Source organism: Hydrogenophaga intermedia (assembly GCF_023715105.1).
GTDB classification, from domain to species: domain Bacteria; phylum Pseudomonadota; class Gammaproteobacteria; order Burkholderiales; family Burkholderiaceae_C; genus Hydrogenophaga; species Hydrogenophaga intermedia_A.
This window is the reverse complement of sequence record NZ_JAMBNO010000012.1, coordinates 78,509-94,871: the sequence shown is the minus strand read 5'-3', so window position 1 is coordinate 94,871 and position 16,363 is coordinate 78,509. Positions and strand designations below refer to the sequence as shown.

Genomic DNA, 16,363 nt, shown 5'->3' with positions numbered 1-16,363 from the left:
ATGACCGCATTCGTCATTGCCGAACACGACAACGCGTCCATCAAGGGCGCCACCCTCAACACCGTCACCGCCGCCGCTGCCTGCGGGGGCGACGTGCATGTGCTGATCGCCGGCCACAACGCCGCGGGCGCTGCGCAAGCCGCCGCGCAGATCGCCGGTGTGAGCAAGGTCATCCACGCCGACGCCGCCGGCCTGGACCACGGCCTGGCCGAGAACGTGGCCGCGCAGGTGGTGGCGCTCGCCGCCAGCTACAGCCACATCCTGTTCCCGGCCACCGCGGCGGGCAAGAACGTGGCCCCGCGCGTGGCCGCGCTGCTCGACGTGGCGCAGATCAGCGACGCCACCAAAGTCATCAGCGCCGACACCTTCGAGCGCCCGATCTACGCCGGCAACGCCATCGCCACCGTGCAGAGCACCGACAAGATCAAGGTCATCACCGTGCGCACCACCGGCTTCGACCCGGCGGCGGCCAGCGGCGGCAGCGCCGCGGTGGAGAGCGCCAGCGCCGTGGCCGATTCCGGCAAGAGCCGCTTCCTGGGCAGCGAGATCGCCAAGAGCGACCGCCCCGAGCTCACCGCGGCCAAGATCATCGTCAGCGGTGGCCGCGCACTCGGCAGCAGCGAGAAGTTCAACGAGGTCATCACGCCGCTGGCGGACAAGCTGGGTGCTGCCATCGGCGCCAGCCGCGCCGCGGTGGACGCGGGCTACGCACCCAACGACCTGCAGGTCGGCCAGACCGGCAAGATCGTCGCGCCGCAGCTCTACATCGCCGCGGGCATCTCGGGCGCCATCCAGCACCTGGCGGGCATGAAGGACTCCAAGGTGATCGTGGCGATCAACAAGGACCCCGAGGCCCCGATCTTCAGCGTGGCTGACTACGGGCTGGAGGCCGATCTGTTCGAGGCCGTGCCGGCCCTCGTCAAGGCGCTCTGAACCAGCGACCCCGTTCCCAAGGGCATCGCTTGCGATGCCTTTTTTTCGGCTTTTGCGCATTCCCGGAGACATCTCGTCATGAGTTACACCGCCCCCATCAAGGACATGCTGTTCAACATCGAGCACCTGGCGCGCATCGACCAGGTGGCCCAGATGCCCGGCTTTGAAGACGCCGGCCTGGAAACGGCGCAGGCCGTGCTCGAGGAATGCGCCAAGCTCAATGAGGGCGTGGTGGCGCCGCTCAACCGCGAAGGCGATCTCAAGCCATCGTTCGTGAAGGACGGTGTGGTCACCACCACGCCGGGTTTCAAGGACGCTTACCGCCAGTACGCCGAGGGCGGCTGGCAGGGCTTGCAGCACCCGGTGGACTTCGGTGGCCAGGGCCTGCCCAAGACCATCGGCGCGGCCTGCGGCGAAATGCTCAACAGCGCCAACCTGAGCTTTGCGCTGTGCCCGTTGCTCACCGACGGCGCCATCGAGGCCCTGCTCACCGCGGGCAGCGACGAGCAGAAGGCGATCTACCTGCACAAGCTGGTGAGCGGCGAGTGGACCGGCACCATGAACCTCACCGAGCCGCAAGCCGGCTCCGACCTCGCAGCGGTGCGCACGCGCGCCGAGCCGCAGCCCGACGGCACCTACAAGATCTTCGGCACCAAGATCTACATCACCTACGGTGAGCACGACATGGCCGACAACATCGTCCATCTGGTGCTTGCGCGCGTGGTCGGTGCGCCCGAAGGTGTGAAGGGCATCAGCCTGTTCGTGGTGCCCAAGTTCATGGTGAACAAGGACGGCTCGCTGGGTGCGCGCAACGACGTGCACTGCGTGAGCGTGGAGCACAAGCTGGGCATCAAGGCCAGCCCCACGGCGGTGCTGCAGTATGGCGATCACGGTGGTGCCATTGGCACCCTGGTCGGCCAGGAAAACCGCGGCCTGGAGTACATGTTCATCATGATGAACGCGGCCCGCTACGCCGTGGGCGTGCAAGGCATCGCCATCAGCGAGCGGGCCTACCAGCAGGCCGTGCAATACGCGCGCGACCGGGTGCAGAGCCGCCCGGTGGACGGTTCCATGAACACCGCCGCGCCCATCATCCACCACCCCGACGTCAAGCGCATGCTCATGACCATGCGCGCCGCCACCGAGGGCTGCCGCGCCATGGCCAGCGTGGCCGCGGCCGCGTACGACGCGGCCCACCACCATCCCGACGCCGAGGTGCGCAAGCAGAACCAGGCCTTCTATGAATTCCTGGTGCCGCTGGTGAAGGGCTACAGCACCGAGATGAGCCTGGAAGTCACCAGTCTGGGCGTGCAGGTGCACGGGGGCATGGGCTTCATCGAGGAAACCGGCGCCGCCCAGCACTACCGCGACGCCAAGATCCTCACCATCTACGAAGGCACGACGGCGATCCAGGCAAACGATCTGGTGGGCCGAAAGACCGCGCGCGACGGTGGCACCGTGGCCAAAGCCATTGCGGCGCAGATTCGCGCCACCGAAGCCGAGCTGGCCAAAGGCGGCACCAATGCCAAGGCGGTGGCCAAGCGCCTCACGGCCGCCCGCGAGGCCTTCGAGCAGGCGGTGGACTTCATCGTGGCCAACACCAAGGCCAACCCCAACGCGGCCTTCGCGGGCAGCGTGCCCTACCTCATGCTCGCGGGCAACCTCATGGCGGGTTGGCAACTGGGGCGTGCGCTGCTGGTGGCCGAAGGCCTGTCGGCCAAGGGACAGGACAAGGCCTTCATGGACGCGAAGATCACCACCGCGCGCTTCTATGCCGACCACATCCTCGGCCGCGCCCCGGGCGTGGCGGCCTCCATCGTTGAAGGCGCCGAGGGCGTGACCGCGATGGCCCTCGAAGCGTTCTGACCGCGAACCGCCCTTTCCACACGGAGACAACATGCCCGCACCCGAGCGCTACCTGCCCCCGGTTCTCAAGAACCTCAAGTTCCCGGTGATCGGCTCGCCGCTGTTCATCATCAGCAACCCCAAGCTCGTCATCGCGCAGTGCAAAGCCGGCGTGGTGGGCTCCATGCCGGCGCTCAACGCGCGCCCGGCTTCGCAGCTGGATGAGTGGCTGGCCGAGATCACCGAGGCGCTGGCGGCGCACGACAAGGCCAACCCGGACAACCCGGCCGCGCCGTTCGCCATCAACCAGATCGTTCACAAGAGCAACGACCGGCTCGAGCACGACATGCAGCTGTGCGCCAAGTACAAGGTGCCGATCATCATCACCAGCCTGGGCGCGCGCGAGGACGTGAATCAGGCCGTGCACGGTTGGGGCGGCATCGTGATGCACGACGTCATCAACAACGTGTTCGCGCACAAGGCGATCGAGAAGGGCGCCGATGGCCTGATCCCGGTGGCCGCGGGCGCGGGCGGCCACGCCAGCACCAAGAGCCCGTTCGCGATGATCCAGGAGATCCGCGAGTGGTTCGGCGGCCCGGTGGCGTTGTCTGGCGCCATTGCCTCCGGTGGTGCGATCCTGGCCGCGCAGGCGATGGGGGCCGACCTCGCCTACATCGGTTCTGCCTTCATCGCCACGCACGAAGCGCGCGCGGTGGAGGGCTACAAGCAGATGATCGTGGAGAGCAACTCCGACGAGATCGTCTACAGCAACTTCTACACCGGCATCCACGGTAACTACCTCAAGGGCTCCATCCGCAACGCCGGCATGGACCCGGAGAACCTGCCCGAGAGCGACCCGAGCAAGATGAACTTCTCCACCGGGGAAGGTGCCAACGCCGCCAAGGCCTGGCGCGACATCTGGGGCTGTGGCCAGGGCATCGGTGCGATCCGCGAGATCGTGGGCGCGGGTGAGTTGGTGGCGCGCTTCAAGCGCGAGTACGCCGAGGCCAAGGCGCGGATCTGCGCCGCCTGAACACCGGCACGACGCCCTGCACAAAGCAACAAGCCGGCCTTGGGCCGGCTTGTTTTCTTCCGTTCGCTTGATCCGTCAGTCAGTCGGTCAGTCGCTGGGTGGCGTGGGCGGCGTGCCGCTGCGCAGCCAGTTGCCGAAGGATTCGAGCGCGCGACCGATCTCGGCGCCCAGCGTGGTCTTGTACTGCACGCCGCCGGCGTCCGAGATCTGCGAGACCCAACCGCCGTCGCGCCACTCCGCGTACAGCCACTCGTTGCCGTCGCGCACCAGCCCTTCGGGCGGCGCGGCAGGGGCAGCCACCGGCCGGCCCTTGAGGGCTGCGCCCATGTAGTCCACCCAGATCGGCAGCGCGATGCGCCCGCCCGATTCGCTGCCTCCGAGGCTGCGCGGCTGGTCGTGGCCCACCCACACGGCCGCGGCCAGCGTGGGCTGATAGCCCACGAACCAGGCGTCCACCGCGTCGTTGGTGGTGCCGGTCTTGCCGTAAACGTCGCTTCGCTTGAGCAGTGCCTGTGCGCGCGCTGCGGTGCCGCTGCGCGTCACCTCGTTGAGCAAGCCGGCCATCACGTAGGCGTTGCGCGCGGGAATCGCGCGGGTGTCCTCGGTGAGTGGCGCGGGCGCGGGTGCCTCGAACAACACTTTGCCTTGCGCGTCGGTGATCTTCTCGATCACCACGGGCGGCACGCGCCAGCCGCCGTTGGCGATCATGGCGTAGGCCTGCACCATCTGCATCGGTGTGACGCTGCCCGTGCCCAGCGCCAGCGTCAGGTCCTCGGGCTGGCGCGCCGGGTCAAGCCCGAAGCGGCCCAGCCAGGCGCGCGCCGCGGGCGTGCCGGTGTGCTGCAGCACCCGAACGCTCACCAGGTTGCTCGAGCGCGCCAGTGCCTCGTGCACACGGATCGGGCCCAACGCCTGGCCGTCGCTGTTGCCCGGGCTCCAGCCGTTGGCGGCGGTGAAGGGCAGGTCGTCCACCAGCGTGGCCGGCATCACGCGCGCTTCCAGCGCAGCAGAGTACAGCAGTGGCTTTAGCGCCGAGCCCGGTTGGCGCCAGCTCTGCGTGACGTGGTTGAAGGGCTGGCGTGCAAAGTCGAAACCGCCCACCAGCGCGCGCACGCGTCCGCTTTGCGGGTCCATGGCCACGAGCGCCGCCTCCACCTCGGGCCACTGCGAGATGGCCCACACATCGCGCTTCCTGTCCTTGGTCTTGCCCGTGCTCACGACGCGCACCACCGCACCGCGCGCGATCTTGAAGGGCGCCTTGGCCTTTGGCCCGAGCCCCCGCTGTGCCCAGCGCAGGCCTTCGCCCTGCACGGTGATGCGCTCGCCCGTGGCCAGTTGCACCTGCAAGGCTTTCGGGTTTGCGTCGAGCACGATGCCCACGCGCAGGGCCTCGTCATCGCGGTGGGTCTTCAGCGCTTCGGCCGCAGCGCGTTCCAGTTCCGGCCCGTTGCCCGCGGGCAGCGATTCGTTGTCCTCCGGCCCGCGCCAGGCACCGCGCCGCTCGAAGGCCAGCACGCCGCGTTGCACCGCCGCGTGGGCCGCGCGCTGGTCAGCCGCCACGAGCGAGGTGGTCACGCGCAAGCCCTTGGAATAGGCCTGTTCGCCAAAGCGCTCCACCACCGCCTGGCGCGCCATCTCGGCCACGTGGGCCGCATGCACGCTGCGCAACCCGGGGGTACGGATCGTGAGCTTCTCGGCGCGCGCAGCAGCCAGCTGCTTGTCGGAGATCACGCCCGTGGCGTGCATGCGCTCCAGCACCACGCGCTGGCGTTGCGTGGCGCGCTGGAAGTTGGCCACCGGGTTGGCGTAGTAGGGGTTCTGCGGCAGGCCTGCGAGCATCGCGTTCTCGGCCAGCGACAGTTGTTCCAGCGGTTTGCCGAAGTAGGTCTTGGCCGCGGCGGCAAAGCCGTAGGCGCGCTGGCCCAGGAAGATCTCGTTCATGTAGATCTCCAGGATGCGGTCCTTGGAGAGCTGGTCCTCCAGCTTGAGCGCGAGCCAGATTTCCTTGGCTTTGCGTTCTGCGGAAAACTCGCGCGTGAGCAGCATGGTGCGCACCAGCTGCTGCGTGATGGTGGAAGCGCCCTGGCGGCGCCCACCGGTGACGGCTGCCACCAGCGCGCGCGCCATGCCCTTGGGGTCGACACCCGCGTGTTCGCGAAAGCGTGCATCTTCCACCGCCAGCACGGCTTGCTGCAGCTGCAAGGGAATGCGTGAGAGCGGCACGTACTCGCGCCGCTCGGCACCGAACTGTGCGATTTCAACGCCGTCGGCGGTGAGCACCTGCAGCGGCAGCTTCGGCTGGTAGTGGACGATGCGGTCCAGCGAAGGCAGCTCGAACGCCAAGGCATCGTTGGACGCGGTCGCGCCCAACGAGAGCACAAGGGCCAGGACGAGCGTGGTGCTGTGGAGGGGGCGCGCAGACATGGGGCGGTATTGTCCGTCGCGCTCGTGAAGCGCAGGTGTGGTGGAAGGTCGTTCGCGTTGCGATCTGTAACCGTCGGGCGACGCTTGCCGCCCGGCAGTGTGCACGCTCAGCTGCTGCCGCGCACCACCAGCTCGAAGCCGAGGTCGGCGCTGTGGCGGGCAGGCGGCTCGCCGCGCATGAGCGACAGCAGCATGCGCGCGCCTTCCTCGCCAATGGCGCGCCGCGGCGTGCGCACGGTGGTCAGCGGCGGCAGCATCTGGTCGCTGCCCGAGAGGTCGTTGAACCCGGCCACGGCGATGCGCTGGGGCACCGCCACGCCCAGGCGCAACGCAGCGAGCAGGCCGCCTTGTGCGAGGTCGTCGTTGCAGAAGAACACGGCGTCCACATCGGGTCGTGTGCGCAGCAGGTCTTCGAGCAGTTCGCCGCCCAGGCGCATGGACGAGGGCTGCGGGCTCAGCAGTTCCAGCCGGGCGTCGTAGAGGCCAGCCGCGCGCAGACAGCGGCGGTAGCCCTCGGCGCGCTGCAGCACGCGCGGATCGAGCTGGGCGGCGATGAAGGCGATGCGCCGGCGCCCGCGATCGAGCAGGTGCTGGGTGATGGCGTGTCCCGCGTCCTGCTGCGAGAAGCCGACGCAGTGCACGCCAGGCGCGTCCGTGAGCTCCATCAGGTAGACACAGGGCATGCCGCTGGCGGCCACCAGTTGGCGGGCGGCCTCGGTGCGGTCGAAGCCGGTGAGCAGCACGCCCGCCGGGCGTTGCGCCAGGTAGGCGCGCAGCAATTGCTCCTCCTCCATCGGGTCGTAGTGCGTTACGCCGATGAGGGGCTGATAGCCGTGCGGCAGCAGCACGCGGTGCACCGCTTCGATCACGTCCACGAACAGCGCGTTGGACAACAACGGTACGAGCACCGGCACCTGAGTTCCTCGCTGCGAGGCCAGGGCGCGCGCGGCCGGGTCGGGCACGTAGCCCAGTTGCTGCGCGGCGGTTTTCACGCGTTCGACCAGATCGGCCGCCACGCCGCGCTCGCCGCGCAGCGCGCGCGAGGCGGTGATGGGGCTGACCTCGGCCTCGCGGGCCACGTCCTGCAGGGTGATGCGCCCGCTGGGGCGGCGGCGGCGTTCGGTGGGTGGCGGAGAGAGCGGCAAGGGTTTTCCCTGTCGATGGATGGTCAGGTATCGCCGTAGGATAGCGCTACCATAGCGAACTTCGCATCCGGATTCGCCCTGATCATCCCACACCACAGGGCAAGCTGAGGCGAGTTTGCGTGTACAGAACGGTCCGATCACCCGGACCGTTTCTTTCGAATTCTTTGGATAGCGCTACCCAATGACCTTCAACCCCGTTCCCACCCGCCTCGTCGTCATGGGCGTGGCCGGTTGCGGCAAGTCCAGCCTCGGCCAGCTAGGCGCCGCGGCGCTGGGTCTGCCGCTGCTCGAAGGTGACGATTTCCACCCCGCCGCCAACGTTGCCAAGATGCGCGCCGGCGTGCCCTTGAGCGATGAGGACCGTGCCGCCTGGCTCGACACGCTCGCCCAGCAACTGGCCAGCCGGACCGAGGGCGTGGTGCTCACCTGCTCCTCGCTCAAGCGCCGCTACCGCGAGCGGCTGCGTGCGGCCGCACCGGGTTTGCGCTTCGTGTTCCTGCAACTCAGCCGCGAGCAGGCGCGCGAGCGTGTGGCCGCGCGCCCGGGCCACGTGTTTCCGGTGAGCCTGGTCGACAGCCAGTTCGAAGCGCTGGAGGACCCGCGGGACGAGCCCGGCGTGCTGGCACTCGATGCCATGCGCCCCTTGCCCGAGTTGGTCGCCGAGATTTCACGCTGGGTGCGTTCCGTGCCCGCGCCGGGTGACGAGGTGCGCGCATGAAGCTGCTGTCGCTGGTCAAGCACGCCGCCGAAGCCTTGCTGGCCCTGTGCCTGCTGGGCATGGTGGTCGCCGTGTTCGGCAACGTGGTGCTGCGCTATGTGTGGGGCACTGGCTGGGTGGTGTCCGAGGAGCTGTCGCGGCTGCTGTTCGTGTGGCTGGTCTCGGTGGCCGCCACGCTCACCTTCGCCGAGGGCAAGCACCTGGGGTTCGACCTCGTGACCGCGCGCCTCACCGGCAAACCCGCGGCCGCGATGCGCTGGCTCACGCGCGGGCTGATCGCACTGGCGCTGTATTACCTGATCACCGGCGCCTGGGCGCAGTTGGTGGTGGGCATGGACAGCCGCAGCCCGGTGATGAACTACCCGCTCGCGCTGGGTGCCGGCGCCATCTGCGTGATGGGCGTGTGCATGGCCGTGCTGCTGGCGCTGCAGGCCGTGGCCGAACTGCGCGGTGGCAGCCGGGGTGAGAGCCAGGGAGACGCCGCATGACCATCGCGCTCTTCCTGCTGGTGCTTTTCGCTGCCATGACCGTGGGCGTGCCGATCGCCTTCGCGCTCATGCTCACCGCGCTCGCGCTGATGGTGCACCTGGACTTCTTCGACGCCCAGTTGCTCGCGCAGAACGTGCAGGCCGGCTTCGACAGCTTTCCGTTGCTGGCCGTGCCCTTCTTCATCCTCGCGGGGGAACTGATGAACGCCGGTGGCCTGAGCCGGCGCATCATCGACCTGGCGCGGGCCTTCGTGGGTCACATCCCCGGCGGCCTGGGCTACGTCGCGATCGCGGCCTCGGTGATGCTGGCCTCCATGAGCGGCTCGGCGATCGCCGACACCGCCGCCCTGGCCACGCTGCTGCTGCCCATGATGCGCCAGCAGCGCTACCCCGAGGGCACCAGCGCCGGCCTCATCGCCTCGGGCGGCATCATCGCGCCCATCATCCCGCCGTCGATGCCGATGGTGATCTACGGGGTGACCACCAACACCTCCATCAGCAAGCTCTTTCTCGCAGGCATCGTGCCCGGCCTGCTGATGGCTGTGAGCCTGGTGCTGGTGTGGCGGCGCATTGCCGGCAAGGAACAACTGCCGGTGGCGGAGAAGACCGACTGGTCGCACCGCCGCCGCGTGCTGGCGTCCAGCATCTGGGCGCTGTTCATGCCGGTCATCATCATCGGCGGCCTGCGGCTGGGCATCTTCACGCCCACCGAGGCCGCGGTGGTGGCCGCGGTGTACGCGCTGATCGTGGCCATGTTCGTGTACCGCGAGCTCAGCGTGACCGGCCTGTACCGCGTGTTCGTGGACGCGGGCCGCACCACCGGCGTGGTGATGTTCCTGTGCGGCGCGGCCACCGCGGCCAGCTACATGATCACCCTGGCCGATCTGCCCAACCAGCTCGCCGATGTGATGGGCCCGCTGCTGCAGAACCCGATGCTGTTCATGGCGGTGGTGGCGCTGTTCCTGCTGGCCGTGGGCATGGTGATGGACCTCACGCCCACCATCCTGATCCTCGCGCCGGTGCTCGCGCCACTCGCGGCCAAGGCCGGCATCGACCCGGTGTATTTCGGCTTCGTGTTCATCTTTGTCGGCTGTTTGGGGCTGCTGACACCGCCAGTGGGCACGGTGCTCAACGTGGTGGCTGGCGTCGGCGGGCTGCGCATGGAGCAGGTGATCCGCGGCGTCACGCCCTTCCTGCTGATCTACGTGGCCATGCTGGTGCTGCTCATCGTGTTCCCGGCCATCGTGCTGCAACCCCTCAAGTGGATGTTCTGACGCCCGTTCGTTTTCACCCGGCGGCCTGGATGTGCCAGGCTGCCAACAACCCCAGGAGATGACCATGAAACTCAAGCAACTCGCCATCACGCTGTCAGTGGCCCTGGCCACCGTGGCCGGCGGCCTGGCCCAGGCGCAGGACATCAAGCCGCGCATGATCCGCTTCGGCTACGGCCTCAACGAAGACTCCAACCAGGGCCGCGCCGTCAAGCTGTTCGCGCAAGAGGTCGAAAAAGCCTCGGGCGGCAAGATGCGTGTGCGCGCCATTGGCGCTGCTGCCCTCGGCTCGGACGTGCAGATGCAGCAAGCCCTCATCGGCGGTGCGCAGGAAATGATGGTCGGCTCCACCGCCACGCTGGTGGGCATCACCAAGGAAATGGCGATCTGGGACACGCCCTTCCTGTTCAACAACGCGCAGGAAGCCGACGCCGTGCTCGACGGCCCGGTGGGCCAGAAGGTGATGGACAAGCTGCAGGACAAAGGCCTGGTGGGCCTGGTGTACTGGGAGAACGGTTTCCGCAACCTCACCAACAACAAGCGCGCGGTCACCAAGCTGGAGGACTTCGACGGCATCAAGCTGCGCGTGATGCAGAACAACGTCTTCATCGACAGCTTCAAGACCCTGGGCGCCAACGCGGTGCCGCTGGCCTTCTCCGAGCTCTTCACCGCGCTGGAGACCAAGACGGTGGACGGCCAGGAGAACCCGTACAACACCATCCTCTCGAGCAAGTTCTACGAGGTGCAGAAGTACCTCACCGTCACCAACCACGTCTACAGCCCGTGGATCGTGACCGTGAGCAAGAAGTGGTGGGACCAGCTCAGCAAGGACGAGCAGAAGGTGCTGATGGACGCCGCCGTGAAGAGCCGCGACTTCGAGCGCAAGGACACGCGCGCCGAAGCCGACAAGGCGCTCGCCGAACTCAAGGGCAAGGGCATGACGATCAACCAGCTCAGCCCGGCTGAAGCCAACCGCATGCGCGAGAAGCTCGGCGCGGTCAACGCCAGCATCGCCGCCAACGTGGGTGAAGACCTGTGGAAGGAAACCCAGGCCGCGGTGGCCAAGGCGCGCGCCGGCAAGTAAGGCGCAGCGCCCTCAGGCAGCAATGCACAGGCCGGCTCCGCAAGGGGCCGGCCTTTTCGTTGTCAGCGGGTGTGCGTTTGGCGTGCTTGTCCCTGTGCACGTCACTTCGCAGGGCGCACGCGCGACAGCAGTTCGGCGTCCAGCACGCCCGCACCTTGCGGGTGCGAAGCCGGGCGCTCGACGTGGCGCTTGATGGTGGCCAGCCCGTCGCCCGGCGCGGTCCAGCGCGTCTCGGCCTCACCCAGGTTGTCGGTCCATTGCAGTTTCCAGGCCTTGAAGGTGCCGGCCGGCACCGTCACGATCTCATAGGCCGCCACCTTCCACTGGATGGTGATCTTCTGCTTGTTGCCGGTGACGAAGTTGGTCACGTCGTGGCTGGAGGTCCAGGTCTTCCCCACCTCCAGCGGCCAGCGGTAACCCATGGGTGGCTCGAAGGCCGAGAACGGTAAGCCGTCGGGCCGCAGGTAAGCCACCACGTCGAACGTGGTGGGGTCGTGCAACGCGACGCCGGCCTGCGGCGCGCCGAAAGCAATCACCGGCTTGCCCTGCCAGGTGGCCGGCGCGTGCGTCCACACCACCTTGCCGTCGAAGGTGCCCAGGCTGCCAGAGCTCTTGCGGTGGTAGGTGGTGACGGTACCCATCGGGTCCATCACCAGCTTCTCGGCCACGGGTGGCGGGCTGGCGCAGCCAGCGATGAGAACCAGACTGGCCGCCGCCGCAGTGGCCAGCAGCGAAAGGGTGGTGGTGCGTCGGGTGAGCATGAGGTCTCCGGTGGTGCGTTGATGGATGGGCAGGCAAGGCGCCTGCCATCAACCACTCTAGGAAGAACTTCCCGCGCCATGCTGATGCGCGTCAATGTGCCCAACGGCAGGGCACCGTTCGGCTCACATTGCGAACGTTGTTTGATCTGCGTCAACGCTGCGGCGGCTGGGCAAGCAGCGCACCGCCCCGCGCGGCGAGGTCTCCAAAAAGAAAGGGCAGCCCGTGGGCTGCCCTTTGAACCTTGGAGGAGACAAGAACCGGGTTGTGCGCGGATCAGTTGGCGGCGGTCACGCTTTGCACGGCACGCAGGCCGGCCAGACGAATCTGCGCGTTCTGCTCGGCGGTGGCCACCGGCATGTGTTCGCCGTAGTTCACCAGACCCAGGCGCACTGCTTCGGCCGCTTCGGCGCGAACCTGCGCACGGGACAGGGTGCTGGTCACCACGAGGGCGCCGTCCTGGCCATCGCTGGCTTCGCCGCGGGCGATGCTGCTGTTCTGGTAGGCGGGCGCGACTTGCGCGGCGACTTCTGCGCGACTCGCTTGCGATTGGAAGTTGAAGACTTCGTTGCCCTGGATCGGGCCTTCAGCGAAGGCGGCACCGGCGGTCAGGGCGAAGGCGATGGGGAGAAGAGCGGCTTTCATGAGGGTTCCTTTGGAGACGGCAGACAGTTGGTGAGGAGTGAAGCTGTATGCCGTTTCGTTTCGGCATGGGATGAACTGTAGAAATCGAAACCGTCATCTCGCGAACCTGCGGATTACCGATCGGTAACCCAAGAAAGTGTCAAACGTCGGGAGAATTTTCCGGCTGCGCAGCTTTTGCGCTCCCCACTCACGCCTACCGTTGCGCTCTCGTGCGCGCCTTGCTCATTGCCATGCGAATCCTGGTCATCGAAGATGAAATCAAACTGGCCGACTACGTCCAGCGCGGTCTGTCGGAGGCCGGCTATAGCGTGGATGTGGCGCACAACGGCATCGAGGGGCGTGATCGCGCCGTCCGGGGCGATCACCAGCTCATCGTGCTCGACATCATGCTGCCTGGTCTTGACGGTTTCGGCGTGCTCGCCGCGTTGCGTGAGCGGCGCAACACGCCGGTGCTCATGCTCACCGCACGCGATCTGCTGGAAGATCGCGTGCGTGGCTTGCAGGCCGGCGCGGACGACTACCTCGTCAAGCCCTTTGCATTCACGGAACTGCTGGCCCGCGTGGCGGCGCTCTTGCGCCGCGGCCCGGCGCACAGCGATTCGACCAACACCAGGCTCACCATCAGCAACCTGGAGCTGGACTTGATTGCGCGTCAGGCCTGGCGCGACGGCCAGCGCTTGGCACTCACCGCCAAGGAGTTCGCGCTGCTGGGGCTGCTCGCGCGGCGCAGAGGCCAGATCCTGTCGCGCAGCCGGCTGGCCGAGCAGGTGTGGAACATGAACTTCGACTCCGAGACCAACGTGGTCGAGGTTGCGATCCGGCGCCTGCGCGCCAAGATGGACGACCATTTCCAGCCCAAGCTGCTGCACAACGTACGCGGCATGGGCTACGTGCTTGAAGACCGCACGTGACCACGAAAGCGCAGAAGCGTGTGTGCCCGCCGTGGCGCGCTCACCCCTTTGCGACCGGGTGCTCCGCCATGATTTCCAACGCCTGAACCAGCGCCGAGTGATCGAGTTCGCCCAGGCCGCGGGCGGCGCAGGCCTGCATGAGTTGCGCGGCGTTCGCCGTCTGCGGCAGGGCCACGCCGAGTTCTCGAGCGCCTTGCAGGGCCAGGCCCAGATCCTTCTGGTGCAGCTTGATGCGAAAGCCCGGGTTGAAGGTGCGCTTGATCATGCGCTCGCCGTGCACTTCCAGGATGCGGCTCGCCGCGAAGCCACCCATCAACGCCTCGCGCACCTTGGCCGGGTCGGCGCCGGCCTTGCTGGCAAACACCAGGGCTTCGCTCACGGCGGCGATATTGAGCGCCACGATGATCTGGTTGGCGACCTTGGTGGTCTGGCCGTCGCCATTGCCACCCACCAGCGTGATGTTCTTGCCCATGCATTCCAGCAGGGGTTTCACGCGCTCGAACACAGCGGCGTCACCGCCGCACATGATGGTGAGCGTGCCAGCCTTGGCGCCGACCTCGCCGCCCGAGACCGGCGCGTCGATGTAGTCGGCACCGAGCGCGTTGATGCGTTTGGCGAAGGCCTTGGTGGCCATGGGCGAGATGGAGCTCATGTCGACCACGACCTTGCCTTTGCCGATGCCTTCGGCCACGCCGCCCTTGCCGAACAGCACGGCTTCGACGTCGGGCGTGTCGGGCACCATGGTGAAGATGACCTCGGCCTCGCGCGCCACGGCGGCGGCGCTGTCCACACGCACGCCACCAGCGGCAGTGATGGCCTCGGGCACCTGGCTGCGCGTGTACACGGTGAGCGCGTGGCCCTTGTTGACGAGGTGCAGGGCCATGGGTGTGCCCATGATGCCCAGGCCGATGAATCCGACTTTCATGCCTGTGTTTCCGGTAAGGGGGTGAATCAGTGACCGCTCTGGGGCTTGATGGCTTGCAAGCCGCCGCGCATGGTGTTGACGATCTGCTGCGCGCCCGCGGCCATGAGGCGCGCGTCGGAGCTGATGGTGACGAACTGAAAGCCCATGCCGATGCGCTTGAGGGCGGCCTCCGGCGTGCCGTTGTGGATGCCTGCCACCACGCCGTGCGCCTTGGCACGCGCCAGGATGTGCTGCACCGCCTCGGCGGCCTTGGGGTCGAGGTCGTCGAAGGTGGGCTTGCAGCCCAGCGCGAGCGACAGGTCCGACGGCCCGATGTAGACCGCGTCCAGGCCTGGCGTGGCGAGGATGTCGTCCAGGTTCTCGAGCGCCTGCGCGGTCTCGATCATGGCGAAGGCGACGATGGTGTCGTTGGCGTGGGCGGGATAGTCGGCACCGCCGTAGAGCAGGGCGCGCACGGGGCCGAAGCTGCGCGTGCCTTGGGGTGCGTAGTGGGTGTACGCCACCAGCTTCTCGGCGTCCGCGCGCGTGTTCACCATGGGGCAGATCACACCGTAGGCACCGGCGTCCAGCGTCTTCATGATGATGCCCGGCTCCAGCCAGGGCACGCGCACCACGGGCACGGTGGGCGTGGTGCTGATGGCCTGCAGCATGGGCACCATGCCGGCGTAGTCCACCACGCCGTGTTGCAGGTCGATGGTGAGCGAGTCCCAGCCCTGGTGGGCCATGGTCTCGGCGGAGAAGCTGTTCGCAATGGCGAGCCAGCCGTTCACCACGGCGCCGCCACGGGCCCAGATCTCGCGCAGCTTGTTCGGTCTCATCGGATGTGCCGTTTGTTCAGCGGTCCATGCAGGGCCGCTTGGGGTTGAAGGTCCAGTTCGGTATCAGGTATTGCATGGCCATGGCGTCGTCGCGCGCACCCAGGCCGTGCTGTTGGTAGAGCCGGTGGGCTTTCTCTACCTCGGCCATGTCGAGCTCGATGCCCAGGCCGGGCTTCTTCGGCACCGCCACGTGGCCGTTGACGATCTGCAGCGGCTCTTTGGTGAGGCGCTGGCCGTCCTGCCAGATCCAGTGTGTATCAATGGCGGTGACCTTGCCCGGCGCTGCTGCGCCCACGTGCGTGAACATGGCCAACGACACGTCGAAATGGTTGTTGGAGTGCGAACCCCAGGTCAGCCCCCAGTCGCGGCAGGTCTGCGCCACGCGCACGCTGCCGGCCATGGTCCAGAAGTGCGGGTCGGCCAGCGGGATGTCCACGCTTTGCAGTGCGAGCGCGTGCACCATCTGGCGCCAGTCGGTGGCCACCATGTTGGTGGCCGTGGGCAGCCCAGTGGCGCGGCGGAACTCGGCCATCACCTCGCGGCCAGAGAAGCCGTCTTCGGCGCCACACGGGTCTTCGGCGTAGGCCACCACGCCGCGCATGCGCTGGCCCAGGCGGATCGCGTCCTTGAGCAGCCAGCCGCCATTCGGGTCGAGGGTCACGCGCGCGTCGGGGAAGCGTTCGTGCAGCGCGGTCACGGCGTCCACCTCGTCGTCGCCGCGCAGCACGCCGCCCTTGAGCTTGAAGTCGTTGAAGCCGTAACGCTCACGCGCGGCCTCGGCCAGACGCACGATGGCTTCGGGTGTCATGGCCTTCTCGTGGCGCAGGCGGAACCAGGCGTTGTCGGCGTTCGGTTCGCTGGCATAAGGCAAGTCGGTCCTGGTGCGATCGCCCACGAAAAACAGGTAGCCCAGCATCTCCACCGATTCACGCTGCTGGCCTTCGCCCAGCAGCGCGGCCACCGGCACCTCCAGGTGCTGGCCCAGCAGATCGAGCAATGCGGATTCCACGGCGGTGACGGCGTGGATCGCGGTGCGCAGATCGAAGGTCTGCAGCCCGCGTCCGCCACTGTCGCGGTCGGCAAAGCGGGTCTGCAGTTCGCGCAGCACACGCTGGTGGTCGCCGATGGAGCGGCCCACCACCAGTTCGCGTGCGTCTTCCAGGGTCTGGCGGATCTTCTCGCCCCCGGGCACCTCGCCCACGCCGGTGCGGCCCGCGCTGTCGCGCAGGATCAGCAGGTTGCGGGTGAAGAAAGGCGCGTGCGCCCCGCTCAGGTTGAGCAGCATGCCGTCGCGGCCCGCGACGGTAATGGCGATGAGCTCGGTGACGCGGGGCGTGGCGCCGACGGGGACGGGGTTCAGCATG

At 67.7% G+C, this 16,363-nt stretch carries 15 protein-coding genes; 8 read left to right on the top strand and 7 right to left on the bottom strand.

Annotation, left to right across the window (positions count from 1 at the left end; translation table 11 throughout):
* From M3149_RS12905 to M3149_RS12895, 3 genes are all read left to right on the top strand, one after another.
* The gene (locus M3149_RS12905) at positions 1–933 is read left to right on the top strand and encodes an electron transfer flavoprotein subunit alpha/FixB family protein (RefSeq protein WP_251709946.1); all 933 of its coding nucleotides are present in this window, start codon (positions 1–3) and stop codon (positions 931–933) included.
* Between the two features lie 78 nt (positions 934–1,011).
* On the top strand, positions 1,012–2,799 hold the full coding sequence (locus M3149_RS12900) for an acyl-CoA dehydrogenase (protein WP_251709945.1): 1,788 nt from the start codon (positions 1,012–1,014) through the stop codon (positions 2,797–2,799).
* 31 nt (positions 2,800–2,830) lie between these two features.
* Entirely contained in the window at positions 2,831–3,811 is a 981-nt protein-coding gene (locus M3149_RS12895; protein ID WP_251709944.1) for an NAD(P)H-dependent flavin oxidoreductase, read from the top strand.
* An 87-nt stretch (positions 3,812–3,898) separates the two neighbouring features.
* Here the strand turns inward: M3149_RS12895 and M3149_RS12890 are convergent, their stop codons facing one another.
* Complete coding sequence (locus M3149_RS12890; protein WP_251709943.1) at positions 3,899–6,235, bottom strand: penicillin-binding protein 1A; 2,337 nt, start codon at positions 6,233–6,235, stop codon at positions 3,899–3,901.
* A 107-nt stretch (positions 6,236–6,342) separates the two neighbouring features.
* On the bottom strand, positions 6,343–7,380 hold the full coding sequence (locus tag M3149_RS12885) for a LacI family DNA-binding transcriptional regulator (RefSeq protein ID WP_251709942.1): 1,038 nt from the start codon (positions 7,378–7,380) through the stop codon (positions 6,343–6,345).
* Between the two features lie 181 nt (positions 7,381–7,561).
* On the opposite strand from M3149_RS12885, the gene M3149_RS12880 reads away from it, so the two are divergent.
* The 4 genes from M3149_RS12880 (at position 7,562) to M3149_RS12865 (ending at position 10,941) form a co-directional block, all read left to right on the top strand.
* Entirely contained in the window at positions 7,562–8,098 is a 537-nt protein-coding gene (locus M3149_RS12880) for a gluconokinase (protein ID WP_251709941.1), read from the top strand.
* Positions 8,095–8,586: a TRAP transporter small permease gene (locus M3149_RS12875; protein WP_251709940.1), complete on the top strand. Its 492-nt coding sequence runs from the start codon at positions 8,095–8,097 to the stop codon at positions 8,584–8,586. The genes M3149_RS12880 and M3149_RS12875 overlap by 4 nt, the downstream gene beginning before the upstream one ends.
* A complete protein-coding gene (locus tag M3149_RS12870) occupies positions 8,583–9,860 on the top strand; it encodes a TRAP transporter large permease (RefSeq protein ID WP_251709939.1) in 1,278 nt (425 codons plus the stop codon). Before M3149_RS12875 ends, M3149_RS12870 begins: the two co-directional genes overlap by 4 nt.
* A 64-nt stretch (positions 9,861–9,924) precedes the next feature.
* The gene (locus tag M3149_RS12865; RefSeq protein ID WP_251709938.1) at positions 9,925–10,941 is read left to right on the top strand and encodes a TRAP transporter substrate-binding protein; all 1,017 of its coding nucleotides are present in this window, start codon (positions 9,925–9,927) and stop codon (positions 10,939–10,941) included.
* Between the two features lie 101 nt (positions 10,942–11,042).
* Here the strand turns inward: M3149_RS12865 and M3149_RS12860 are convergent, their stop codons facing one another.
* On the bottom strand, positions 11,043–11,702 hold the full coding sequence (locus M3149_RS12860) for a hypothetical protein (protein WP_251709937.1): 660 nt from the start codon (positions 11,700–11,702) through the stop codon (positions 11,043–11,045).
* Between the two features lie 274 nt (positions 11,703–11,976).
* Entirely contained in the window at positions 11,977–12,345 is a 369-nt protein-coding gene (locus M3149_RS12855) for a DUF4148 domain-containing protein (protein WP_251709936.1), read from the bottom strand.
* A 230-nt stretch (positions 12,346–12,575) separates the two neighbouring features.
* On the opposite strand from M3149_RS12855, the gene M3149_RS12850 reads away from it, so the two are divergent.
* Positions 12,576–13,256, top strand: coding sequence for a heavy metal response regulator transcription factor (locus tag M3149_RS12850; RefSeq protein WP_251710010.1), 681 nt, complete (start codon positions 12,576–12,578; stop codon positions 13,254–13,256).
* Between the two features lie 40 nt (positions 13,257–13,296).
* Here M3149_RS12850 and glxR read toward each other — a convergent pair whose 3' ends face one another.
* Genes glxR through gudD form a run of 3 tightly spaced genes read right to left on the bottom strand, consistent with a single transcriptional unit; the run spans position 13,297 to position 16,362 of the window.
* Positions 13,297–14,181, bottom strand: coding sequence for a 2-hydroxy-3-oxopropionate reductase (gene glxR / locus M3149_RS12845; RefSeq protein WP_251709935.1), 885 nt, complete (start codon positions 14,179–14,181; stop codon positions 13,297–13,299).
* A 26-nt stretch (positions 14,182–14,207) separates the two neighbouring features.
* Positions 14,208–14,999 (bottom strand): HpcH/HpaI aldolase family protein, encoded by a 792-nt coding sequence (locus M3149_RS12840; RefSeq protein WP_251709934.1) that lies wholly within the window; start codon positions 14,997–14,999, stop codon positions 14,208–14,210.
* Positions 15,000–15,015: 16 nt separating this feature from the next.
* Positions 15,016–16,362 carry a glucarate dehydratase gene (gene gudD / locus M3149_RS12835; RefSeq protein ID WP_251709933.1) on the bottom strand — a complete coding sequence of 449 codons (1,347 nt, stop codon included), beginning with the start codon at positions 16,360–16,362 and terminating at the stop codon, positions 15,016–15,018.
* Position 16,363: the final 1 nt, after the last annotated feature.

Coding starts and splice junctions, on each gene's coding strand:
- M3149_RS12900 (WP_251709945.1), top strand. CDS start 1,012: ATGAGTTACACCGCCCCCATCAAGGACATGCTGTTCAACATCGAGCAC.
- M3149_RS12875 (WP_251709940.1), top strand. CDS start 8,095: ATGAAGCTGCTGTCGCTGGTCAAGCACGCCGCCGAAGCCTTGCTGGCC.
- M3149_RS12870 (WP_251709939.1), top strand. CDS start 8,583: ATGACCATCGCGCTCTTCCTGCTGGTGCTTTTCGCTGCCATGACCGTG.
- M3149_RS12850 (WP_251710010.1), top strand. CDS start 12,576: ATGCGAATCCTGGTCATCGAAGATGAAATCAAACTGGCCGACTACGTC.
- glxR (WP_251709935.1), bottom strand. CDS start 14,181: ATGAAAGTCGGATTCATCGGCCTGGGCATCATGGGCACACCCATGGCC.
- M3149_RS12895 (WP_251709944.1), top strand. CDS start 2,831: ATGCCCGCACCCGAGCGCTACCTGCCCCCGGTTCTCAAGAACCTCAAG.
- M3149_RS12855 (WP_251709936.1), bottom strand. CDS start 12,345: ATGAAAGCCGCTCTTCTCCCCATCGCCTTCGCCCTGACCGCCGGTGCC.
- M3149_RS12840 (WP_251709934.1), bottom strand. CDS start 14,999: ATGAGACCGAACAAGCTGCGCGAGATCTGGGCCCGTGGCGGCGCCGTG.
- M3149_RS12890 (WP_251709943.1), bottom strand. CDS start 6,235: ATGTCTGCGCGCCCCCTCCACAGCACCACGCTCGTCCTGGCCCTTGTG.
- M3149_RS12905 (WP_251709946.1), top strand. CDS start 1: ATGACCGCATTCGTCATTGCCGAACACGACAACGCGTCCATCAAGGGC.
- M3149_RS12865 (WP_251709938.1), top strand. CDS start 9,925: ATGAAACTCAAGCAACTCGCCATCACGCTGTCAGTGGCCCTGGCCACC.
- M3149_RS12860 (WP_251709937.1), bottom strand. CDS start 11,702: ATGCTCACCCGACGCACCACCACCCTTTCGCTGCTGGCCACTGCGGCG.
- gudD (WP_251709933.1), bottom strand. CDS start 16,362: ATGCTGAACCCCGTCCCCGTCGGCGCCACGCCCCGCGTCACCGAGCTC.
- M3149_RS12880 (WP_251709941.1), top strand. CDS start 7,562: ATGACCTTCAACCCCGTTCCCACCCGCCTCGTCGTCATGGGCGTGGCC.